The organism is Hymenobacter sp. BRD67 (assembly GCF_013256425.1).
In the GTDB taxonomy this organism is placed as follows: Bacteria; Bacteroidota; Bacteroidia; order Cytophagales; family Hymenobacteraceae; genus Hymenobacter.
This window is the reverse complement of the sequence record NZ_CP053904.1, coordinates 1,920,995-1,942,950: the sequence shown is the minus strand read 5'-3', so window position 1 is coordinate 1,942,950 and position 21,956 is coordinate 1,920,995. Positions and strand designations below refer to the sequence as shown.

Sequence of the window (21,956 nt, the reverse complement as noted above, 5' to 3'; positions counted from 1 at the left end):
TTTTCAATTTGGACAAAGAAAAAGGCCATTTCCGAGCTGGAAATGGCCTTTTTGCAAACGATTCGCGGTCTGGACGGGACTCGAACCCGCGACCTCCGCCGTGACAGGGCGGCATTCTAACCAACTGAACTACCAAACCGTTTGCTAAATCAGAAAGCATTGCGCTTTTCCGTTTTGGTGATACAAAGGTAGGGCAAAGGAAAACGTTCCCACAAGCAACGGGCCAAAAAAAGCGGGTGTTTGGAGGTTGTACAGGCGTTGAGGCTTGTTTTTCAAGGGGATTAATTTTTGATGGCGGCTAGTGTGGGTTTGGGTTTACCTTTGCCGCCCGATATTTTGGTCGCTTATGGCGCATTAGCTGCTTGGTGGCTCAAGGCCTTTGTCGGCACCAAAAACGCATTTAGCACTCCCGATTACTCAGCGACCCCACTTATGCTGCTTGATTTTGAACAACCCATTGCCGCCCTCGAAGACAAGCTGCGTCAGATGCAGCAACTCGCCCAAGACAGCGACGTCGACGTAGCAGACGCCGTTGTAGCCCTAAAGGCTAAGATAGAAGCCCTGAAAAAGGAAACCTATGCCAACCTCACGCGTTGGCAGCGCGTGCAGCTTTCGCGCCACCCTGAGCGCCCTCAGATGCTGGATTATATTGGGGGAATGGTCGACAAGTTTATAGAGCTGCATGGCGACCGCACAGTGGGCGACGATAAGGCGATGGTAGGCGGCTTGGGCGAGCTTGCTGGCCAGGCCGTGATGTTTATCGGACAGCAAAAAGGCCACAATACCAAGGAGCGGCAGTACCGCAACTTCGGCATGGCCAACCCCGAAGGCTATCGTAAGGCGCTGCGCCTGATGAAGCTGGCTGAAAAGTTTAAGCTGCCTATCGTAACGCTAATCGATACGATGGGGGCTTATCCGGGCCAGGAAGCGGAGGAGCGTGGCCAGGGCGAAGCCATTGCCCGCAACCTGAAGGAGATGTTCATGCTTAAGGTGCCCGTCGTGTGCATTATTATTGGCGAGGGGGCCAGCGGTGGCGCGCTGGGTATCGCCATCGGCGACCGGGTGATGATGCTGGAAAATACCTGGTACTCAGTTATTTCTCCCGAGTCGTGCAGCAGTATCCTGTGGCGCTCGTGGGACTATAAGGAGCAGGCTGCCGAGGCGCTTAAGCTTACGGCTACTGATATGGAGCGTGCCGGCCTCGTTGATGGCATTATCAGGGAGCCCCTGGGCGGGGCCCACACCGATGCCGCGCAGATGATAGACACGCTCAAGAAAACCCTGCTTGCAACGCTGGCCGAGCTAGCCGCCATACCGGCCGAAGAGCGCATTTCGCAGCGCATCGATAAGTTTTCGGCAATGGGTGTAGTGGTCGAATAGAGGTAAGATTAGAAAGCTGAAAACGCGGGCTGGTAGCCAGGTAGCCGCAATTTTGACTTTTAATTTATAATTCAATATGAGAGTCCATTCGCTAGATACCGGGTTGTTTAAGCTCGACGGTGGTGCCATGTTTGGCGTGGTACCCAAGTCGATGTGGCAGAAGCTGAACCCACCCGACGCTAACAATATGTGCACTTGGGCTATGCGCTGCCTGCTGGTGGAAGATGGCGGGCGCCTGATTCTTGTCGATAATGGTATTGGCGAGAAGCAGGACGAAAAGTTTCGGGGCCACTTTTACCTGCACGGCGACGACACCCTCGAAAAATCGCTGCGCAAGCTGGGCTTTACGAGTGCCGACATCACGGATGTTTTTCTTACGCACCTGCACTTCGACCACTGCGGCGGCTCGGTGGTGCGCCGGCCCGATGGCGCCTTGCAAACGGCTTTTGCAAACGCTACCTACTGGAGCAACGAAGCACACTGGGCCTGGGCTAACCAACCCAACGCCCGCGAGAAAGCCAGCTTCCTGGCCGAGAATATCCGACCCATTCAGGAAAGCGGCCAGCTCCGCTTTATCGACCCGGCTCACGGAGTGCCCGATGCCCTGCCACAGTTCAGCGACATTCTGTTTGCCAACGGCCACACCGAGAAAATGATGGTGCCGCTGATGCAGTACCAAGGCCGCACACTGGCCTACATGGCTGACCTGCTGCCAAGTGCGGCCCACATTCCGCTGCCCTACGTGATGAGCTACGACGTGCGTCCGCTCGTTACGCTCAGCGAAAAGGAGGCGGTGCTGCGCCGCGCCGCCGAAGAAGGCTGGGTGCTGCTGCTGGAGCACGACCCGCTGCATGAAGCCTGTACCGTGCAACTCACCGATAAGGGCGTACGGCTGGCCGAAACGCTGCGTATTAGTGACCTCTAATATTTCCGGCACCCTGTTTTGGGGTTGCGAACACAAACAGCTATGGTTCCGGAGCTAGAAGGCAGGAGTCAGAAACCGGCGGCCGGTCTTAGCCTGGCCCTATCGGGTGGCGGGGCACGGGGCATTGCGCACCTGGGCGTACTGGCTGCGCTGGAGGAGCTGGCCATACCGGTTGGCCGGTTAGCGGGCGTTAGCTCGGGGGCCATTGCGGCCACGTTTTACGCGGCCGGCTTTGCTCCGCGCGAGATTTTGCGGCTCCTGCAAACCACCAATGTTGTGCGCCTTACGCGCCCGGTTTTTAGCCGGCACGGACTGCTGGGGCTCGACGCGGTGGAGCAGCTATTGGCCCGGCATCTGGGCCAGCAGCAGCGCTTTGAAGACCTGAACCGCCCGCTCACGCTGGCCGCTACCGACCTGTGCGCAGGCGAAACGGTTTATTTCAGTGAGGGGCCGCTGCTGCTGCCGCTGCTGGCCTCGTCGGCAGTACCTATTCTGTACCGGCCCATCGAGTACCAGGGCCGGCTGCTGGTAGATGGCGGCCTGCTGAACAACCTGCCCGTTGAGCCCCTGCTGGGCCCACCCGGCAGCCCGCCGGTAGTGGGCGTGCACTGCAATCCGCTCAACCGCGAAGCCCGCCTGCCCACGCTGCGCCGGGTAATTGAGCGCACGCTCCAACTGGCCATTCATGCCAATACTATTACCCGTCAGGCGCAGTGTGCACTGCTGTTGGAGCCGCCCGAGTTGCTCAACTACCGCCCACTTGACTATCGTAAGGCGGCCGAGCTATATGCTGTCGGCTATCGCTACGCGCTAAGCCAGGAGGCCGCGCTACGGGCGTTGCTGCCGACCGGCATCTAACTAAGGCTAGGCCGGGCTTTTTGCCTAGCTTTGCGCACTTTTTCGCACTTCCACCCCCTATGGCCGCCCGCAAAACATCTACGTTCTGGTATTACATCGCAAAGGCTATTTTTGCCGTGGCTGGCTGGCGCCAAACCGGGCAGATACCGCCGGATATCCGCAAGTGCATGATGATTGCGGCCCCCCATACCAGCAACTGGGATATCATTATGGCCCGCGCGGCTTTTTATATTATGGATGTGGATGTGCGCTTCACCGTGAAAAGCGAGTGGACCGAAAACCCCTGGCTGGGCTGGCTCGTGAAGGCTATCGGCGCGCTGCCCGTCAACCGCAGCCGCAACAATAGCCTGGTCGATGGTATGGTGCAGCTGTTTCAGCAGCGTGAGGAGCTGGTTATTCTTATTACGCCTGAAGGCACCCGGGCCTACCAGCCCAAGTGGCGCAAGGGCTTCTACTTTGCCGCGCTGGAAGCGAAGGTGCCCATTGTACTAGGCTTCCTCGATTACAAGAAAAAAGAAGCCGGCGTAGGCCCGGTCGTCTGGCCTTCTGGCGATTACGAAAAAGACCTGGAGGAAATCAAGGCTTTTTACCGCACCAAGACGGGGCGCTTCCCAGCGCAGGGCGTGCGGTAATTTTCAGTTAACAGTTAACAGAAAAATTAGTCTTGCGTGAGCGCATACGCCACCAGGTTAGCGCCCATGCGTAGGGCTGCATCGTGGATGGCGGGCGGGTCTTCGGGGTAAGTGCCCACGTCTTCCCAACCGTTGCCGAGGTCGCACTCGTAGGTGTAGAAGCACACCAGGCGGCCTTTGTATACGAGGCCAAAGCCCTGCGGGCGCTTGCCGTCGTGCTCATGTACCTTGGGTAAGCCCCTGGGAAACTGATACTTTTGGTGATAGATGGGATGCGAAAAAGGTAGCTCTACGAACTCCAGCTCCGGAAAAACCTTCTTCATCTCGGGGCGGATAAACTTGTCGAGCCCGTAGTTATCGTCGATGTGCAGGAAGCCGCCGCCCACCAGGTACTTGCGTAGGTTCTGGGCCTCGGCCGTGGTAAAGCTGACGTTGCCGTGCCCGGTCATATGCAGAAAAGGATATGTTAGCAGCTCGGGCGCGTCGAGCTCCACGGTAGCCTCATCGGGCGCGATGTTGGTATGCAGCGTCTGGTTGCAGAAGCTGATGAGGTTAGGCAAACTCGTTTTGTTGGCGTACCAGTCGCCCCCGCCCCCGTAGTGCAGCTTGGCAATCTGGTAGCTGGGCGCGGCGGGCGGCGTGGCAGCCGTGGTAGTGAGTAGGAGGCTAGCGGCGAGGAGGAGGTTTTTCAGCATGGCAAAGGGCCGGACTGGCCGACATACTCCACAAAGGAAAGGCTGTGATAGAAAGTTTCGGTGGATACACTAACACTACCGCACCGCCACACTTGGTAGAGAAGGTTGTGAAGGCAGGCAACGCTGCTTTCATTTCTGGTGTCATTACAGCTGATTAAAAAGCCGCAATAATGATGCATTTTAAGCTTATACACTTACTTGTTCTAGTGCCAGTAGTAGCCTTCGGGCAGAAGCCAAGGGCCCGTGATATTGGCATTCCTTTCAACGGTACTCCGGGCAGGTTTAATGCCATTACCGATGTTGAGGGGGTTGAAGTTGGTTACAGTACTATCATCTCCGGGCAAGGGAAGAATATCCGGGGACAAGGGCCGGTCAGAACGGGGGTTACGGCAATTCTGCCGCGAGGCAAGAATAATAATCCAGTTTTTGCAAACTGGTATTCGCTGAACGGAAATGGGGAAATGACTGGGACAACCTGGGTCACGGAATCGGGGTTTTTGGAAACCCCGATAATGCTAACCAATACCAATAGCGTTGGGGTTGTGCGCGATGCTGTCACCAAATGGTTCATAAAAACTGGCTGGCACAAAGATGACTTTTGGTTTGCCTATCCTGTGGTAGCCGAAACCTACGACGGGTTTTTAAATGATATTTATGGGTTCCACGTAAAAGAAAGCAACGCGTATGAGGCCTTGAACAGTGCCACGACGGGTCCGCTAAAGGAAGGCAACGTAGGGGGAGGCACGGGGATGATGTGCCTAGGCTTTAAAGGGGGGACGGGAACGGCCTCTCGGGTGGTTAAAGTCAGCGACTCGACGTATACCGTCGGCGTTTTGGTGCAATCAAATTTTGGCAAAAGAAGGAATTTTACCATTGCTGGCGTGCCCGTTGGCAAAGAACTGAGGGATACGCTGGACTATGATTTCAAGGCCGCCCCATCCTATCGACAGGAAGGCGATGGGTCAATTATCGTGGTAGTGGCAACGGATGCCCCCGTGTTGCCACACCAGCTAAAGCGGATTGCCGCTCGGGTTCCCATTGGCATGGGCCTGGTAGGCGGCCGGGGCGAAAATGGCTCCGGTGATATATTTATTGCGTTTTCTACCGCCAATCGAACCGCATTTCAGCGGAAAGATTTTGTTAAAGTGGAGCAATTGCCCAACGATTTGATAGACCCGTTATTTGACGCTACTATTCAAGCGGTGGAAGAGGCCATTATCAACGCGATGGTGGCGGCCGAAACGTTGGAAGGTATCAATGGTAACAAAGTATATAAGCTGCCGCAAAGCGCGGTTTTGAGAATACTGAAGAAATATAATCGATTAAAATAATAGTGCCAAGGGCGCCACGCCGCTCGACTCGCAGTTTATGCCCGACATCACTGGCCCCCGCATTATTCCGCTGAATATGGCCGAGCCAATTTTAATTGTCGAAGGCGACACCACGGCCAATAACCTGGGCTTTGCCCCGCACGGCGCGGGCCGCAACCTCAGCCGCACCCGTCACAAATACAGTAAGGCCGACAAAACCCGCGAGGAGTGGTTTGCGGAGGAAACCCAGGGCATCGACGCCCGCTTTTTCTTCAACGAAATCGACATTTCGGAGCTGCCCAGCGCCTACAAAAACGCCGCGCAGGTGAAGCAGCAGATTACCGACTTCCAGCTAGCCCGCACCGTGGACGAGATTCGGCCCTACGGCTGCATCATGGCCGGCGACTGGGAGAAAAACGCGCCCTGGCGCGTGAAGAAGCGGCAGAGGGCTGCCCGCGAGGAGCCCGGCGGTGAGGATTAATTCTGGACTACGCAACTTTTAAATTTGTAGCACCTTGAAAACAAAACCCCTTAAACTGCAGGTTGAGTTTGGAATGCCTCAGTATAAATGGCTTCCCGTGGAGCTTACGATAGGCGACTTCCATTTGAAATTTCAGGCTTCGGGAGTTTTGAATGACCCATTGGCTGATTTGATTAGCTGCTTACTGCTTGTTATGCAAGGCGTAGACGCTTCCGTAAGTTGGTGGCTAGAGCCGGCAGAACTGGCTTTCCAGTTTAATATACAGCCACAAGGTATTCAGCTCAAAATTTCTGAGTTAGATGACTGGCATTCTATAAGTCCGCAATTCAAACAGCAATTGTTTTGCCTGGAAGCCAGCCAGCAAATTGTATTGCTGCCCTTTTGGCGTGCGCTGCAAAAGCTTAACCCAGCTGATTTCAACAGAAAGAATTGGTTTCCACTACCGATTAAGAAGCTGGAGAAGCTAACAAACTTGATAAAAGCACGCAAGCAACTCGGTTAAAGCTCCCGCACTATCTGCGCCGTGAACACGGCCGCCAGCGCGGCCGTTTCGGTGCGCAGCCGCGAGCTGCCGAGCATAACGGGCCGCATGCCCCGGCCCAGCGCCAACTCAATTTCGCTAGGGGAGAAGTCGCCTTCGGGGCCAATGAGCACGCAGCAGCGCGGCGCGGCCCCAATAACCTGGGCCAGGGCGGTGCGCTCGCCGGCTTCAAGGTGGGCGATGAAAGTGGTAGCAGGGTCGATTTTGGTCAGGAATTTCTCGAAATCGATTAGCTCGTCGAGCTGCGGCAGGTGGGCCTGGCCGCTCTGCTTGAGGGCGCTGACGGCGATTTTCTCCAGGCGCTCCAGCTTGAGGTCGCGGCGCTCGGAACGGGCGCAGCGCAGGAAGCTGAGGCGCTCGATGCCCACTTCGACGGCCTTTTCGACCAGCCACTCCATGCGGTCGAGGTTTTTGGTGGGGGCTACGGCTACGTGGGTGTAGGTGGGGCGCGGGGCTATGGTTTCGCGGCCAGTTATAGTAAGCGTGCAGCGCTTGGGGTTGTCATCAGCGATGAGGGCGGTGGCCACCGTGCCGTGCCCATCTACGAGCACAACGGGCGCGCCAGGGCCGAGGCGCAGTACGCGCACAGCGTGCTTGCTTTCCTCTTCTGAAAGTGTGTAAGTGGCTAAAGTGGGCAGAAGGTCGGGGGCAAAGCAAGTGAGCATAAAAGGCAAAATAAGGCTTGCGAAAGGAGTACTCCTTAGGGAGTAAAAAAGAAACCGGCGGAACTATCGGTCAGCGCGGGGAGGTTAGAACGAAAATCTGGTAAAATACCAAGACCTGCCTGCATATTCTCTCTATCCGCTATGACGACTGCTTCACTTTTCTTCCTGCCTCTTTCTATTTTACTAAGTTTCAGCGCCCTTGCCCAGACGGTTTCATCCCCGACGGTAGTCGAGATGACCCGCGAAATGAGTGCGCGCCTGCAACTCAACGAAGGTCAGTTTGTGAAGCTGCTTACACTCAACCGCATGCGCCTGACCCGGCAGCGGGAGATTGAGCAGGCTACCCGTAACGACGGACCTGCCCGCACCAATCAGCTAGCCGAGCTGCAGTCGCAGTACGAGCAGGAGTGCGGGCGAATAATGTCGCCCTCGCAGCTGAGCCAGCTGCAGCAGGACGAAACCTCGGGCGGCGGCAATGGCTAAGCGCTGCTTATGTAAATAACTACAAGCCAGCTGCCGCGTGCAGCTGGCTTTTTTTATGAATTTACGGTAGAGGGTCAGCCTGTACCTCCGTTACCGTGCCAAGCGGTCCAAAATGAATGCTCAGGCGCGGGCCGCTGGTGTGGGGGCGGCGCGGCCCACATTGGGCGCCGGGCGTAAGGTAGTAATGGTACACCTTTTCGGTCTGAGCCAGCAGCTCTTCCTCATCAGGCGGGCCGAGCACGGCCGTTACATCATTGGCGCGGGCCTCATAGAGGCGGGGGCGGGCCGCCAGCAGCGGCGGGAGCAGCGCGGCGCGGTGCCCGCCGCAGGCATAGCGGTCGGCCCGCCAGGCCGGCGCGGCAAAGCCCGGAATATCGGGCAGCGCACGGCCGCACCCAGCCAGCAGCACCCCGCTCAGCAGGAGCAGAAACGGGCGAACAACCGGGCGTTGAGGAAGTAAAAAAGCCATATAGCAGTGCCCGCTTGCGCGATGTAGTCCGGCTCGGGCAAGGCGAAGCTAGGGCTGAAACCTGATTTGACCCCCAGGGCCAATGCCTACGCGAGGTGCTGGGGATAACCTAGCGCGCGGTGGTCCGTTTACACAGCCTGTAGCTGGGCTATAGCACGGCTACGCTATGCTTTCACACTCACTCTCATTCTTTGCAGTTTATGCGCCTGAACTTTCGCGTTATTATTGGCCTCATAATCGCAGTGGTAACGCTGCTGGGCTACTTCTTTAATACTTCGACCAACCCTGTAACCGGCGAGAAGCAGCACGTGAATATGTCGGCCGACCAGGAAATTGCCCTCGGTGTGCAGGCCGCTCCGCAGATGGAGCAGCAGTACGGCGGCGAAAGCACTGATGCCCGGGCAACGGCCGCCGTGCAGCAGGTGGGCCAGCGCATTGTGCAGGCTAATGCCCTCGACCAGAAGACCAAGTATCAATATCGGTTTCACCTGCTGGCTGATGACCAGACAATCAACGCGTTTGCCCTGCCGGGTGGCCAGGTGTTTATTACACAGGGCCTGCTGAAAAACCTGACCTCGGAAGCGCAGCTGGCCGGCGTGCTGGCCCATGAGATAGGCCACGTAGTGGCCCGGCACTCGGCCGAGCAGGTAGCCCAAAGCCAGCTGACGCAGGGCCTGACCGGCGCGGCGGCCATCGCGGCCTACGACCCCAACAGCCCCGGCAGCAGTGTGGCCCGGGCCGCCGCCGCCGCCATGATTGCCAAGCTCGTAACCCTGCGCTTTAGCCGCAACGACGAGTTGCAGGCCGATAATTTTGCCGTGAAGTTTACCCCCCAGGCCGGTTATGACCCTCACGCTATGATTAACGTGATGCAAATGCTGGAAAAGCAAGCCGGCAGCAGCAATCCGCCCGAATTTCTAAGCACGCATCCTAACCCAGGCAACCGCATTGAGGAGCTTCAGAAAGACATTCAGCAGGATTACCCGCAGGGAATACCGAGTGGGCTAAAACAATAGTAGTTTGTCGTGGCCGGGCCGATATATTTGTGCCCATGCTTCCTGAATTTATCTCTGCGCCGACGAGCTGGCAACGACTAGCCCCCCGCTGGCAGTTTTTACTACTGGCTGCTGGTCTTTACCTGGTGTGGCTCATTGGCTATGAAGGTTTTATTGGCCCCGATGGCCGGCTCGACAGCTGGCTTTCGGTAAATATTGCTGCGGCTAGTGCCGGATTGCTGCGCCTGTTGGGCTTTGCAGCTACGGCGGCGGCTGGCTCTACTACGCTGGCGATGGATGGTCAGCCCGCTGTGCTGGTTGGTTATCAGTGCGACGGGCTGGTGCTGTACGCCCTGTTTGCGGGCTTTATAGTGGCTTTTCCCGGACCGTTACGGCCCAAGCTGTGGTTTATCCCGCTCGGAATTATTTTCCTGTACTTGTTGAATATAGTGCGGGTAGGAGCCCTGGCGCTAAACCATCACTACGCCCACCGCTCGGTTGATTTCAATCACCACTATACATTCTCCTTTATCGTGTACGCCTGCATCTGCCTTCTCTGGATGCAATGGGTACGCTGGTATGGCTCGCCGGCCGCCTCTGAGGCATGAGCAGCCGGGTGATATTAGGCCCGGCTCCGCCCCTCACACCCGGGCGGCTGGTGCTGGCCGGGCTTTTGGCCGGGCTTCTATTTTGGGGAGGTATGGAATCGGAGGCCGTTTTTGCGGCCCTGACACGCGCCTGGCAGGCGCTGTTTGAGGCATTGGGCCTGAGTGGCGCCATTAGCCGCTGGCAGCGCGGTACCAGTCAGCTGGTTACCACCCGTAGCATTCCGGCCATGGTAAGCTATAGTATTCTCTACGTAGGGGGGTGTATTCTGCTTTTGCATGTGCTGCTGCGTAACCCACAGCGAACACGCTGGGTAATTCAGATTTACCTGGCGTTGCTGGTACTTTACGTGTTGCTGGTGCTGGGAGGCCGGCTTGGGGGCAATATTACCTGGGCTTTTAAGCTGAGCCGGCGCATTATCGACTTTCTGGTTTCGCCCCTGCCCGTCATGCTGCTGCTGCCTTTGCTGTGGCCTGGCACTCGTAGCATTGCCCGGCGCTGAGCGGCGGTATGCGTGGGGTAATGTGATTGAGCAGCGAGTGAATACCCACTAAATGCAAACAGCCCCGCCAGAGATAGCTGGCGGGGCTGTTGTGCTAGATGCAGGCTGCTGGACTATTCCACAACCAATCGTTTGGTAATCTGACCGCTGGTAGTAGTTGCGCGAACAGTATAGACGCCCGCGGCAACGCCCGCCAGGGGCAGCTCAAAGGTGTCGGGACTGCCAGCTACCACGGTACGGGTGAACACTGTCTGGCCGAGCGCATTTACTAGCTGCACCGAGCAGCTACCCGCCCCGCGCAGCGCCTGTGGCAGCAGCAGCGTGGCCGTGCCATGCGCAGGGTTAGGATACAGCAAGGCCAGGGCTGCCAGTGCGGCCGGCGCCGTAGCCAGCGGAGCAGTCGGGCTAAATAGGATAGCAAACCGGCCGACGGATGGCGCAGCGGTTAGGCTTAGGGTGAGGCTGGGCGTGAGGCTCAGGTCGGTGTACGTATTCAGGATGGCATCGCGCAGGTAAGCGTGGTAGCCGGTGGGCAGGTTGGCAAGGGTAGCCGCTCGCAGCGAGTAGGTGCCGGCCGCGGCCACGCCTACTTGCAGCGGAATGGTAACACTGCCCGCCAGCGCCGGCTGGCCATTGATAGCCAGCACGTCAGTGCCTGCTTCCGTGGCCAGCAGCAAGCCATTAAGGAAAGGCAGCGCCGTTGCATCGTAGGCGTTGTCGAACCCTGCGGTGGCGCCATTCTGGAAATAGATATCCGTTTGCGAGGCCGTTTGGCCATTGCTCAGCTCCAGCAGCAGCTGCGGGCGCGCGTCGGCGGCTGTGCGCTGAAACGGAGCCGTAACGCCCGTCGTGATGCGCTGGGTATTCTTAAAGTTGATGTTGCCCGTAGCCCCGACCGCACTGGTTTGCACAAAGAAACCCTGAGCGACCGGAATAACATTGGTGCCGCCATTGGTGCTCTGTCCGTTTATGTAGCTGGCATAAATGCCCCCGTACTGGCTATTGCTTTTAAATACATATACAGCATTTCGAATATTAACCAGGCCGCCGGTAGCTACTACCTGGTCCCAGTCGAGCGAGCTGGGGTAGGGGTTGCCCAGCAGCTGCCAGCCCGCGTTGGCCTTGGCGCTACGGCCCTGGCCGGCCGTGCTGATGTCGCCGTTGGTAAGGGTTCCATTAAAATCAACCAGCTCATTCCCGCCCAGGTTTACGGTGTAGCCGGTGCCGGGCACCCAGGGAGCGGTACCGTCGGCCGGCGAGTAGTAGCCCTTGTCAAAATCGGGGGTGGCAGCGCTGGCCGGCGAGCTTTCGTACTGCGCCTGGCTGTAGCCATATACGGTAGGGTAGGGCCGCACAGTGCCCGGCGTCGAGCTGGTATTGTAGCTGGCATTAAAAACCGGCGTAAAGGTGCTGGTCGCCAGGTCGCCTACCGTGGTATTGCTTACCGGGGCCGAATAGTGACGGTAGCCCAGGCCGGGGTTGGTGGGCGTGATGTAGCGCTGTACGGTGGCCGTGCCGGTAGCCACGCCGCCGCTGTTAACCACGTAGGCTGTGCCGCTGGCGTTGGAGAGGAGGGTAAATGGCTGGTTGGGACCAATAGCCAGGTTGCCGATAAGCGAAAGGCCACTTTGCACACTTACCGGGCCGGTAGTGAACGTGCGCCCGCCGCTGCGCCCATTCAGGGTGCCGCCCAGCACCAGGTTCTGAAAGGCCGAAAGGCTCGGACCGGCAATCTCGTGGCGCAGGGTGTCAACCAGGGCTAAGGTGCCGCTGCCGCTACCCAGCACGGTACCATTGTTATTAATAAAATTGCTGCTGACGTTGAGCGTGCCGCCGTCGGCTGTAGTGAGAGAGGCGCCGCCATCCAGCGTTACCGAAAGCGCAAACTCATTGTCGCTCACTGCGGGCTGCCGGGGCGTGTTGCCCGGAATCAGCACGTCATCGGCCGACGTTGGTACCCGGCTTGGGGTCCAGTTGGCTGGTACGTTCCAGGCGGTGCTTACGCTGCCGTTCCAGGTTAGCGGCATCACGGTAGCCACGGCAATATTGAAAATTACGTACGGCACCTTGCCCGAAATATTAGAAATCAGCGTGGCCCGGCCGGTTGCTAGGTTCAGCGAGTACAGGTTGGAGGCATACGTAACAATGGTGCCGGGGCCCGGCCGCCCTTCCAGCAAAAAGGCCTGGTTGCTGCGAGTCGGGCGGTCATAAAATACATCAATATCTATATTCGCCGTAGGCGAAGCCAGGGGGTAAGGTCCGGGCTGCGACGAGCCGGTAATGTAAAATGAAGCCGGGGCTACCGTAGTCAGCTGGCCATCGTTAGGCGAAGGCAGCCCTTGAATAGAGAGAATACCGTTCGTATTGGTATCGTCGAAGTCGTAGAGCGTGGGGGCCGATAGCCCGATGCTGGAGTTAGTATAGGCCACTGCGCCGATGTAAGGCGCGGGCGGCAGCGTTACCCCGGCCGGATTGGCTACGTATTTCAGCGGCGTATCCGTCCCGACTAAGGTGCCGGTGTTGGGGTCGAGGCGGTAGTTGTTGCCGTTGGGCGCTACTACCCGAATGCGGTCGGTACGGGCGTTGAAAGCAAAGCCTACTACCGGCACAATGCCTGAAGTATTGCTGGAATTATTGCCGGCCAGCTCCAGGCGAAAGGCTCCGCCTACGCTGGTTGCCAGGCCCGTAGCTGGGTTTAAGGTATAAAGCTGGACGTTGTTGCCATTGGTGGCAGCGTCGTAGCCCAGCCCATAAAGCTGCCCCGTATAGGGCCGCACCTCAATGGCGGCCAGCACCTGCCCTGGGGTAAGGCCCGTGATTGCAACCACCGGCGCACTGGCGCTGCTCGGGTTGGCCGGGTCAATACTAACCAGGTTTTGATTGCCAGCCAGGTTTTGGCCGCCATAAACCGCTCCTGGGGTGTACACACCAAGTCCATAGATAATGGTGGGCTGGGCGTGGAGGCCAGACGTGCCGGCTGCGAGTAGCAGTACCACAAGCGCACCTAGCCAACGGCGAGTTCGCAACATGACAGAGGAAATTTTTTCCATAATGTGTTAAAATATAGCTAATTAAATGCTGTTCTGCTGCCGTGCTGTGTCGGCTGGGCTAAGGTACGAATTTGCGCATCAGCAGGATGAAAAACCTGGCATTATTTTCATAATAATTTGCTAGCGCTCAGCTTAAAACTGGGGCGGCTGCAGATTTTTGAAATGCCCGTTGAGGCGCACGCGCTCTTTAAGGCGCTCGGCCTCGAGCACGGCCGGCAGCAGGCGCTCGAGGTGCTCGCGTACCAGCTCCTGGCGCTCAAGCTCGGCAGTGGTGCCCAGCAGCTGGTATTCCTGCTCGGTGCTGAGGCCAATGTGGTGAGCCACGTCGAAGATGCGAAAGGCGGGGTCCAGCTCCAGCAGCAGCTTGCGCAAACCCAGCGCCTCATAAAGCTGGCGGACCTGCCGGGTAATGGTAGCGCGCAAAGCCGGGTCCGATTCCTCATCCTGCGCCACATCCTCTACCTGGCCGGCGGCATAGAGCTTGCCGGGCGCCTGGCGGTAAAACTTTTGCACCCGAAACACGCTCACTGCCTGCGTACGGATGTCCATCTCACCCCCGGCATGCGTTTTTTCCACGCTTAGCAGGCGCATCCGGGTGCCCAGCTCCTGCACGGCATTATCCAGAAAAGGGATGATGCCGAAGGGTACGCCCTCGGTAAGACAGTCGCGCACCAGCTGCCGGTAGCGGGGCTCAAAAATGTGCAGATTCAGCTTCTCACCCGGGAAAGCCACCAGGTTGAGCGGGAAAAGAGGAAGTAATCGCATAGTAAGCCAAGAATACGGCGGCTGGTAAAATGTTTCAGGCGGTCATCAGTTCAGCTTGTTTAGAAAAGCTCTGAATTTTACAAATCACGGGCCGGCGGCAAACTTTCGGCCGCCGGCGGCGTTTTGGGCCTAATATGAAAGCGGTGGTAGCCTTTTTTCTTGCTTGCCTGATGCTGGTGGGTAGCTTCATTCCGCAGAACGACCTGTCGGAGTTGAGCAAGCTGCCGCAGCTGCTGGAGCACTACCGCTTTCACCATTCGGCGGCAGGCGGCGGCTTGTCGCTGGCCCAGTTTCTGGCCGAGCACTATGGCTCGGGCACCAAGCAGCATTTTGGCTGCACCTTTTCGGCCCAGCACCAGCAAGACCACCAGGGGCTGCCCTTGCACGGGCAGCACGGCGACAGTAATCATCTATCATTTTTGGTATATTCGGCTGGGCCTTTGCTGCTGAGACAGCCGCTGGCGCTGGGTGGACCGGCTTATCGGCCGGCCGCTAATACCCTTTACCAAGACGGGCCGGATGCGGCCCTGCTGCAACCCCCGCGAGCGTAGTCCGGCTGCGCCCCTGGGGGCAGTGTGCGCGGATAGCAGCACCTCGCTGGCGAGCTAAGGTGCCGGCGGCAATGGCGCACGGGCGGTCGTGTGCCGGGGCAGGGCGCCCCACGCGGTTGTATTGGTAATTCTGGTTTTGGGAGCGCGCGGGATGTGCTATTGGCACGCGCCGCGCTGAGGAGAAGCGCTATGCTTCGCCGCCCAGGGCCGCATCCCTTCGTTTTCATGCTTTCCAAAATTATTGCGGCCAGCGTCCGCAACAAGCTTATTGTGGGCTTGCTGATGCTGGGTCTCATAGCCTGGGGCGGCTTTTCGGCCGCCAACCTGCCGCTCGACGCTATTCCTGACGTCACCAACAACCAGGTGCAGGTCATCACCCAAAGCCCCGCGCTGGCGGCGCAGGAGGTAGAGCAGATGCTTACCATTCCGCTCGAACTGCAGCTGCGAACCATTCCGGGCGTAACGGAAATTCGCTCCATCTCGCGCTTCGGCCTGTCGGTGATAACCGTAGTGTTTCCCGACAACGTGGACACCTACCGCACCCGGCAGCTGGTGGCCGAAAAGCTTACCAATGCGCAGGCCGACCTGGTGGCCGGCTCGGGCACACCCGGCATGGCGCCCATTACTACTGGCCTGGGCGAGATATACCAGTACAGTATTCGGGTGCTGCCGGGCTACGAAAAGAAGTTCTCGCTGGCCCAGTTGCGCGACGTGCAGGACTGGATAGTGAAGCGCCAGCTGGCCGGCGTAACGGGCGTGGTGGACGTAAGCAGCTTCGGGGGCTTTGTGCGCCAGTACGAGGTGGCGGTCGACCCCAACCGGCTGGCAGCTAATAATGTAACGATGGCCGAGCTGTACCAGTCGTTGCAGGATAACAATGCCAATACCGGCGGCTCGTACCTCGAGCGCGGCCCCAATGCTTACTTCATTCGGGGCGAGGGCCGGGTGGCTTCGCTCCAGGACCTGGGCGCTACCGTAATCAAGCAGGCCACTGCGGGCGCACCGCTGCTGGTGCGCGACGTAGCCACCGTGCGCATGGGCCACGCCGTGCGCTACGGGGCCATGACCCGCAACGGCCAGGGCGAAACCGTGGGCGGCATTGTGCTGATGCTCAAGGGGGCCAGCTCCGAGAATACGATTAAAAGCGTAAAGGCGCGGGTGGCGGCCATTCAGAAAACGCTGCCCAAGGGCCTCGTTATCACGCCTTTTCTCGACCGTACCAAGCTCGTTGACAAGGCTATTGCCACCGTCGAGCACAACCTGATTGAGGGCGGCGTGATTGTGCTGGCTGTGCTGCTGCTGCTACTCGGCAACTGGCGCGCCGCCGTGGTGGTGGCCACCATGATTCCACTGTGCATGCTCTTCGCGCTGGGCATGATGGGCCTGTTTGGGGTATCGGCTAACCTGATGAGCCTCGGGGCGTTAGACTTCGGGCTTATTGTAGATGGAGCCGTGATTATCGTGGAGGCCGTTATCTACCACCTCGTGCATCAGCGCGACCAGGCCGCCCACGAAACGATGGACGACATGACCGAAACCGCGGCTACGCGCCTTATGTCGTCGGCCCTGTTCGGGCAGTTTATTATTCTTATCGTGTATTTCCCCATTCTGTCGCTCACCGGCATTGAGGGCAAGATGTTCCGGCCAATGGCGCTTACGGTGAGCTTCGCCATCGTAGGGGCAATGATACTCTGCCTCACCTACGTGCCGGCCGTTACGGCCTGGGCGCTGCGCAAGGATATTAAAGAGGAAGGCACGATTTCCTTCCGTATTATGAAGTTTTTGCACCGGGGCTACGACCCGGTTATCCGGGCGGCGCTGCGGGCGCGCTGGGTGGTGATGGGCACGGCCGTGGGGCTGCTGGTGCTGGCGGGCTTCGTTTTTTCGCGCATGGGCGGCGAGTTTATTCCGCAGCTCGATGAGGGCGACATTGCCCTGAACGTGACCCTGGCCCCCGGCTCGTCGCTAAGCCAGACGGTAGCCACCAACACCCGCGTGCAGCAGATTTTACTTAAGAAATTTCCTGAAATCGAGCAGATTGTGGGGAAAAGCGGCACCTCTGAGATTCCGACCGACCCCATGTCGCTGGAAGACAGCGATGAGATGGTGATTCTCAAAGACCGCAGCCTGTGGACGTCGGCCACCTCGCGCGAGGAGCTGGCCAATAAGATGCAGGCGGCCCTGGCTGGTATTCCGGGCGTGACGCTTGAGTTTCAGCAGCCCATCCAGATGCGCTTCAACGAGCTGATTTCGGGGGTGAAGTCAGATGTAAGCATCAAGATTTACGGCGACGACCTGGCCGTGCTCTTTGAGAAAGCCAGTGAAGCCGCCGACCTCATTCGGCCCCTGGCCGGCGTGGGCGATTTGAAGGTGGAGCAGATTGCGGCCCTGCCGCAGATGCGCGTGCGCTACGACCGCCAGAAACTGGCCCAGTACGGCCTGAAGGTGAGCGACCTGAATACCCTGCTGCGCTCATCCTTTGCCGGCGACGTGGCGGGGCAGGTGTACGAAGGCGAGCGCCGTTACGACCTGGTGGTGCGGCTCGACAGCGTGCACCGCGCCGGCCTCAGCAACCTGCAAGACCTGTACGTGGATACGCCGGGCGGCCAGAAAATTCCGCTCGACGAGGTAGCCACCGTCAGCTACCACAACGCGCCCATCCAGATTTCGCGCGACGACGCCCGCCGCCGCATCAACATCGGTATCAACGTGCGGGGCCGCGACGTGCAGAGCCTGGTTGAAGAGATTCAGGGTAAGCTCGCTACCGGCCTCAAGCTGCCGCCCGGCTACACCCTGAGCTACGGCGGGCAGTTCGAAAACCTAATTCAGGCCAAAAAGCGCTTGTCGGTAGCCGTGCCGGTGTCGCTCACGCTCATTTTTATGCTGCTCTACCTCTCGTTCCGGTCGGTGAAGCAGGCCCTACTCATTTTTACGGGCGTGCCGCTGGCCACCATCGGCGGCATTGTGGCGCTGTGGCTGCGCGGCATGCCGTTTAGTATTTCGGCGGGCGTGGGCTTCATCGCCCTGTTCGGCGTAGCGGTGCTCAATGGCATTGTGCTGCTGGCCAGCCTCAATGAGCTGGCCGCGGCAGGCGTGAGCAAAGTGCGGGCCCGCGTGCTGCGCGCCACCGAGGAGCGCTTCCGGCCGGTAATTCTGACGGCCAGCGTCGCCTCACTTGGCTTTCTGCCGATGGCGCTCAGCACCTCGGCCGGGGCCGAGGTGCAGAAGCCCCTGGCCACGGTGGTTATCGGCGGGCTGATTTCGGCTACCCTGCTGACGCTGGTCGTATTGCCGGTGCTCTACACGTTTTTTACCAAAGACGGCGAGCCCAACCCCGAGGAAGTAGCCGAAGCCGAGGAAAAAGCCAAGCACGCTGCCGAAGTAGGGGAGGTGCCCGCCGACCCAGCCAAAGACGCCGGCGCTAAGGCCAGCCCGGCCCCGGTAGTGGCCGCTATTCTGTTGTTGGGCGGGCTGCTGGCTTGCGCGGGCAAGGCCCACGCTCAGAACACGTTGGGCACTACCGCCGGCCAGCCGCTCAGCCTGAGCCAGGCGCTGCAAACTGCTACCGGCCAGAACCTGTCGCTGCAAACTTCCAGCCTGCAGGTCGAGCAGCAGCGGGCACTCACCCGGACCGGTTATGAGCTGCCGCGCACGATAGTTGATTACCAGTACGGCCAGATTTCGGGTCCGTACAACGACCACAGCATCAACATTATTCAGCAAACGGCCCTGCCCAGCGTGTACGCGGCGCAGCGCCGGCTGCTGCAAACGCAGGCGCTTACGGCCGAGCAGCGTGCCCGGCAGCAGCGCCGCGATGTGGCCCAGGTAATTCGCAGCAACTACTACCAGCTGCTGGTAGCTTACCGCCGGGCCGCCGTGCTGCGCCGCCAGGACAGCCTGTACCGCCGGGCTGCCCACGCGGCCCGCATTCGCTACCAGGTGGGCGAAACCAACCGCCTTGAGCAAGTATCGGCCGAGGCCCGCAGCCAGGAATTGCGCAACCGGCTGGCCACGCTGCGGGTCGATATTCAGGTATTGGAGCGGCAGCTGGGCCAGTTACTGGGGGCACGCAGCCCGCCCGCTTCGACACGACGGCCAGCCCCGTAGCGCTCCTCAACCCCGCCGACACGCTGGCTCTTTCGCCCGAGAGCAACCCGCAGCTAGGGCTGCTGCGCCAGCAGGTAGCCGTAAGTCAGCAGCAGATTAAAGTAGAGAGTCTGCGGCGCCTGCCCGACGTGCGGGTGGGCTATTTCAACCAGACCATCAACCTGGAAAAGGGCTTCAACGTGGGGCAGGTGGGCCTGGCAGTGCCGCTGCTCGGGGGCGTGCAGAAAGCGCGGGTAACTGCCGCCCGCCTGGGCCAGCAGGTAGCCGACCAGCAGCTTACCTATGCTCAAAGCCAGCTTACTGCTCAGCTTGCCACGTTGCGCCAGCAGCTCAGGCGGGCGCGGGCCTCGCTCACGTACTATGAGCAGGCTGCGCTGCCGCAGGCCCGCCTCATTCTCGACACCGCCGAAAAAAGCTTTCGCGCCGGCGATATAGAGTATGTTGAATATGTAGTGAACACCCAGCCCGCCTGGCAAATTCAGGAAGGCTACCTCGACCAGGTGCGCCAGTACGACGACCTGGTAGTGAGCCTACTGGCCGTGGTGGGCACCGAGCCGGTAGCTACCAAGTAGTATTCATTTTTGCTAACGCCCAAGCGCTTAGTCGCTTTTATCGAAATGTATTTTAACCCCAAGCTTTACGCTTATATAGGCACGCTGGCACTGCTGGCTGCCTGCCACTCGAAGCCTGATGCGGCGGCTGGCAAGGATGCCCCCGCCGGCAAAGATGCCAAGCCGGCCGCCGCTGCCGCTCCCACCAACCCCGACCAGGTAGCTGTGAGTCCGGCCCAGGCCCAGGCCGCGGGCATTGAGCTGGGCAGCTTCGAGCGCCAGAACATGACCACTGAAGTGCAGGCCAACGGCTCGGTGGAGGTACCGCCCCAGAACCGGGTATCTATCACGGCTATTATGGGTGGCTACGTGCAAACCGTGCCCGTGCTGCCCGGCCAGCACGTAGCCGCCGGTGCGGTGGTGGCCACGCTGCGCTCGCCCGAGTACCTGACCATGCAGCAGACGTATTTGCAGAGCAAAGCCAAGGTGCGGTTTCTGGCCGAAGACCTGGAGCGCCAGCGTATTCTCGATGTGGAGGATGTAGGAGCCAAGCGCAAGCTGCAGCAGGCCCGCGCCGACTACGCCACCGAGCAGGCTACGCTGCGCACAACGGCCGCGCAGCTGCGCCTGCTGGGTATCTCCACTGCCCGCCTCGACGCGGGTACTATCGTAAGCAGCGTGCCGCTCACTACGCCCATCGCCGGCTACGTAAAAGCGGTGAATATCAACCCCGGCCAATATGTAAACCCGCAGGATGTGCTGGTAGAAGTGCTGAGCCGCGACGACCTGCACCTGGAGCTTAAGGTGTTTGAAAATGACGTAGCCTTCGTAAAGCCGGGCCAGAAAATCCTGTTTAATGTGCAGAACACCGGCCGTCCTGAAGAGCTGACTGCCCGCGTCTTCCTAGTGGGCAAAGCCTTCGACGACAATGCTCGCACGGTGCGCGTACACGCTCACCTGGAGCCCGAGCGCTCCGATTTGCTGCCCGGCCAGTTTGTGGCGGCCCGCATTCAGACGGCCGGGGCGCGGGTGCGCACCCTGCCCGAGGCGGCCCTCATTCAGGCCGGCGACCTGAGCTACATCTTTCAGCGGGTGGGAACTGACTCGGGCCGCACCGTTTTTCGGCGCGTGAAGGTGAAGGCCGGCCAGCCCCAGCACGGCGACGTGGCCGTGACCGTGCTCGACCCCCTGCCCGATACCACGCAGCTGGTGCGGCGTGGGGCTTATTTTCTGGATGCTGAGCTGCGCAAAGGGGCCGGGGGCGACTAAAATCATGATATAACCCCTCCGAATTTGCCGACCTACGGCTGGTTAGTAACTCCTAAACCAAGTATATGGAATCTCCCTTAGTTAGCAGCCCGGCGGCTGAAGAAGCTACCTTCGTCTTACAAAAAGTGCAGCCGGCCCTGCTGGGGCTCATGGATGGCTCGGTTTCGACGCTGGCTCCCCTCTTTGCGGCGGCCGGCCTGACCCATTCGGCGCACGCCGCGTTTTTCGTGGGGCTGGCCGCGTCGGTGGGCGCCGGTATCAGTATGGGCCTGGCCGAGGCGCTCTCCGACGACGGGGCCGTAACGGGGCGCGGAAACCCCTGGATGCGCGGCCTCATTACGGGCGGCGCCACCACCCTTGGTGGTATGCTGCACACGCTGCCCTTCCTGATTGCTGACCTGGCCCTGGCCCTGCGCGTGGCCTATATCGTAGTAGGGGTAGAGCTGCTGCTGATTGCCTACATCCGCTTTCGGTTTATGAAAACCCCGCTGGCTTCAACTATTTTTCAAGTAATCGTAGGGGGCGGTATCGTTTTTGGTATCGGACTATGGCTGGGTCGCATTGGAGCCGGAGGATAAGTCTTTTCCCTTACTCCGCACTACCCTGATGGGGCATACGTTACCTAAGTAAGTACCTTTTAAGTTCTCTTTTTAATGCGCTCATTTTTGTTAATCAGTAGCGTGGCTGTTTGGGCCACGGCTGCTCCGGCCCTGGCCCAAACAGCTCCTGCTCCAACCTGGAACGCCTCTTTGCCTACCGCGCTGGAGCAGGCTAAAGCCAGCCAGAAACCGGTATTAGTCGTTTTTTCGGGTTCCGACTGGTGCAAGCCCTGCATGATGCTCAAGCAGGAAGTATTTGACCAGCCCGAGTTTGCACAGTTTGCCAAAGACAAGTTTGTGCTAGCTCGGTTTGATTTTCCGCGCAACAAGAAAAACCGGTTGCCCGACGCGCAAACCAAGCTCAACGAGGATGCTGCTGCCCGGCTCAATAAGGAAGGCTCTTTTCCCGCCGTGGTGCTGCTATCGCCCGAAGGCAAAATACTGGCGCGCACGGGCTACCGGCCCGGCGGAGTTGCCGCCTACGATACCTATCTGGAGCAGCTGCTCGCTAAAAAATAAGCA

General features: G+C 59.2%; 22 protein-coding genes and 1 tRNA gene. 17 read left to right on the top strand and 6 right to left on the bottom strand.

The genetic code is table 11. The features are described 5' to 3' along the window. Positions 1-65: 65 nt before the first annotated feature. Positions 66-139: transfer RNA gene (locus tag GKZ67_RS08965), tRNA-Asp, on the bottom strand. Positions 140-432: 293 nt separating this feature from the next. On the opposite strand from GKZ67_RS08965, the gene GKZ67_RS08960 reads away from it, so the two are divergent. The 4 genes from GKZ67_RS08960 (at position 433) to GKZ67_RS08945 (ending at position 3,795) form a co-directional block, all read left to right on the top strand. After that, a complete protein-coding gene (locus GKZ67_RS08960; RefSeq protein WP_173241995.1) occupies positions 433-1,380 on the top strand; it encodes an acetyl-CoA carboxylase carboxyltransferase subunit alpha in 948 nt (315 codons plus the stop codon). Between the two features lie 76 nt (positions 1,381-1,456). Next, positions 1,457-2,305: an MBL fold metallo-hydrolase gene (locus GKZ67_RS08955; RefSeq protein ID WP_173241994.1), complete on the top strand. Its 849-nt coding sequence runs from the start codon at positions 1,457-1,459 to the stop codon at positions 2,303-2,305. Between the two features lie 42 nt (positions 2,306-2,347). Next, entirely contained in the window at positions 2,348-3,163 is an 816-nt protein-coding gene (locus GKZ67_RS08950; protein ID WP_173241993.1) for a patatin-like phospholipase family protein, read from the top strand. Positions 3,164-3,222: 59 nt separating this feature from the next. Beyond that, positions 3,223-3,795 (top strand): 1-acyl-sn-glycerol-3-phosphate acyltransferase, encoded by a 573-nt coding sequence (locus GKZ67_RS08945; protein WP_151088767.1) that lies wholly within the window; start codon positions 3,223-3,225, stop codon positions 3,793-3,795. Positions 3,796-3,821: 26 nt separating this feature from the next. Here the strand turns inward: GKZ67_RS08945 and GKZ67_RS08940 are convergent, their stop codons facing one another. Continuing rightward, positions 3,822-4,490, bottom strand: a complete 669-nt coding sequence (locus GKZ67_RS08940) for a DUF4159 domain-containing protein (RefSeq protein ID WP_173241992.1) — start codon at positions 4,488-4,490, stop codon at positions 3,822-3,824. A gap of 206 nt (positions 4,491-4,696) precedes the next feature. Here GKZ67_RS08940 and GKZ67_RS08935 point away from each other — a divergent pair, with 206 nt between their 5' ends. The 3 genes from GKZ67_RS08935 to GKZ67_RS08925 are packed head-to-tail and all read left to right on the top strand — an operon-like array spanning position 4,697 to position 6,783. Further along, a complete protein-coding gene (locus tag GKZ67_RS08935; protein ID WP_254245168.1) occupies positions 4,697-5,821 on the top strand; it encodes a P1 family peptidase in 1,125 nt (374 codons plus the stop codon). A gap of 37 nt (positions 5,822-5,858) precedes the next feature. Beyond that, positions 5,859-6,281, top strand: coding sequence for an RtcB family protein (locus GKZ67_RS08930; RefSeq protein WP_254245167.1), 423 nt, complete (start codon positions 5,859-5,861; stop codon positions 6,279-6,281). A gap of 34 nt (positions 6,282-6,315) precedes the next feature. Next, entirely contained in the window at positions 6,316-6,783 is a 468-nt protein-coding gene (locus GKZ67_RS08925) for a hypothetical protein (RefSeq protein WP_173241990.1), read from the top strand. On the opposite strand, the gene GKZ67_RS08920 is transcribed toward GKZ67_RS08925, so the two are convergent. Next, positions 6,780-7,487 carry an RsmE family RNA methyltransferase gene (locus GKZ67_RS08920; RefSeq protein WP_173241989.1) on the bottom strand — a complete coding sequence of 236 codons (708 nt, stop codon included), beginning with the start codon at positions 7,485-7,487 and terminating at the stop codon, positions 6,780-6,782. The genes GKZ67_RS08925 and GKZ67_RS08920 overlap by 4 nt on opposite strands. A 141-nt stretch (positions 7,488-7,628) precedes the next feature. Between GKZ67_RS08920 and GKZ67_RS08915 the strand changes: the two genes are divergently transcribed. Further along, positions 7,629-7,970: a hypothetical protein gene (locus GKZ67_RS08915; protein WP_173241988.1), complete on the top strand. Its 342-nt coding sequence runs from the start codon at positions 7,629-7,631 to the stop codon at positions 7,968-7,970. A 61-nt stretch (positions 7,971-8,031) separates the two neighbouring features. Here GKZ67_RS08915 and GKZ67_RS08910 read toward each other — a convergent pair whose 3' ends face one another. Beyond that, the gene (locus tag GKZ67_RS08910) at positions 8,032-8,439 is read right to left on the bottom strand and encodes a hypothetical protein (RefSeq protein WP_173241987.1); all 408 of its coding nucleotides are present in this window, start codon (positions 8,437-8,439) and stop codon (positions 8,032-8,034) included. 200 nt (positions 8,440-8,639) lie between these two features. On the opposite strand from GKZ67_RS08910, the gene GKZ67_RS08905 reads away from it, so the two are divergent. The 3 genes from GKZ67_RS08905 to GKZ67_RS08895 all read left to right on the top strand — a co-directional run bounded on the left by GKZ67_RS08905 (position 8,640) and on the right by GKZ67_RS08895 (position 10,542). Further along, the gene (locus GKZ67_RS08905) at positions 8,640-9,455 is read left to right on the top strand and encodes a M48 family metallopeptidase (RefSeq protein WP_173241986.1); all 816 of its coding nucleotides are present in this window, start codon (positions 8,640-8,642) and stop codon (positions 9,453-9,455) included. A 35-nt stretch (positions 9,456-9,490) separates the two neighbouring features. Continuing rightward, the gene (gene xrtX / locus GKZ67_RS08900; RefSeq protein ID WP_173241985.1) at positions 9,491-10,042 is read left to right on the top strand and encodes an exosortase X; all 552 of its coding nucleotides are present in this window, start codon (positions 9,491-9,493) and stop codon (positions 10,040-10,042) included. 92 nt (positions 10,043-10,134) lie between these two features. Next, positions 10,135-10,542 (top strand): XrtX-associated membrane protein, encoded by a 408-nt coding sequence (locus GKZ67_RS08895; RefSeq protein ID WP_173241984.1) that lies wholly within the window; start codon positions 10,135-10,137, stop codon positions 10,540-10,542. A gap of 113 nt (positions 10,543-10,655) precedes the next feature. Here the strand turns inward: GKZ67_RS08895 and GKZ67_RS08890 are convergent, their stop codons facing one another. Both GKZ67_RS08890 and GKZ67_RS08885 read right to left on the bottom strand, forming a co-directional pair. Then, entirely contained in the window at positions 10,656-13,538 is a 2,883-nt protein-coding gene (locus tag GKZ67_RS08890) for a DUF4394 domain-containing protein (protein WP_173241983.1), read from the bottom strand. 186 nt (positions 13,539-13,724) lie between these two features. Next, positions 13,725-14,357, bottom strand: a complete 633-nt coding sequence (locus tag GKZ67_RS08885; protein ID WP_173241982.1) for an LON peptidase substrate-binding domain-containing protein — start codon at positions 14,355-14,357, stop codon at positions 13,725-13,727. 170 nt (positions 14,358-14,527) lie between these two features. Here GKZ67_RS08885 and GKZ67_RS08880 point away from each other — a divergent pair, with 170 nt between their 5' ends. The 6 genes from GKZ67_RS08880 to GKZ67_RS08855 all read left to right on the top strand — a co-directional run bounded on the left by GKZ67_RS08880 (position 14,528) and on the right by GKZ67_RS08855 (position 21,953). Then, entirely contained in the window at positions 14,528-14,908 is a 381-nt protein-coding gene (locus GKZ67_RS08880) for a hypothetical protein (protein ID WP_173241981.1), read from the top strand. A gap of 225 nt (positions 14,909-15,133) precedes the next feature. Further along, a complete protein-coding gene (locus tag GKZ67_RS08875) occupies positions 15,134-19,015 on the top strand; it encodes a CusA/CzcA family heavy metal efflux RND transporter (protein ID WP_173241980.1) in 3,882 nt (1,293 codons plus the stop codon). After that, positions 18,901-19,587 carry a TolC family protein gene (locus GKZ67_RS24530; protein WP_173246623.1) on the top strand — a complete coding sequence of 229 codons (687 nt, stop codon included), beginning with the start codon at positions 18,901-18,903 and terminating at the stop codon, positions 19,585-19,587. The genes GKZ67_RS08875 and GKZ67_RS24530 overlap by 115 nt, the downstream gene beginning before the upstream one ends. 45 nt (positions 19,588-19,632) lie before the next feature. Continuing rightward, positions 19,633-20,835: an efflux RND transporter periplasmic adaptor subunit gene (locus GKZ67_RS08865; protein WP_173241979.1), complete on the top strand. Its 1,203-nt coding sequence runs from the start codon at positions 19,633-19,635 to the stop codon at positions 20,833-20,835. Positions 20,836-20,900: 65 nt separating this feature from the next. After that, positions 20,901-21,413, top strand: coding sequence for a VIT1/CCC1 transporter family protein (locus tag GKZ67_RS08860; protein WP_173241978.1), 513 nt, complete (start codon positions 20,901-20,903; stop codon positions 21,411-21,413). Positions 21,414-21,488: 75 nt separating this feature from the next. Then, positions 21,489-21,953 (top strand): thioredoxin family protein, encoded by a 465-nt coding sequence (locus GKZ67_RS08855; protein WP_173241977.1) that lies wholly within the window; start codon positions 21,489-21,491, stop codon positions 21,951-21,953. Positions 21,954-21,956 lie beyond the last annotated feature (3 nt).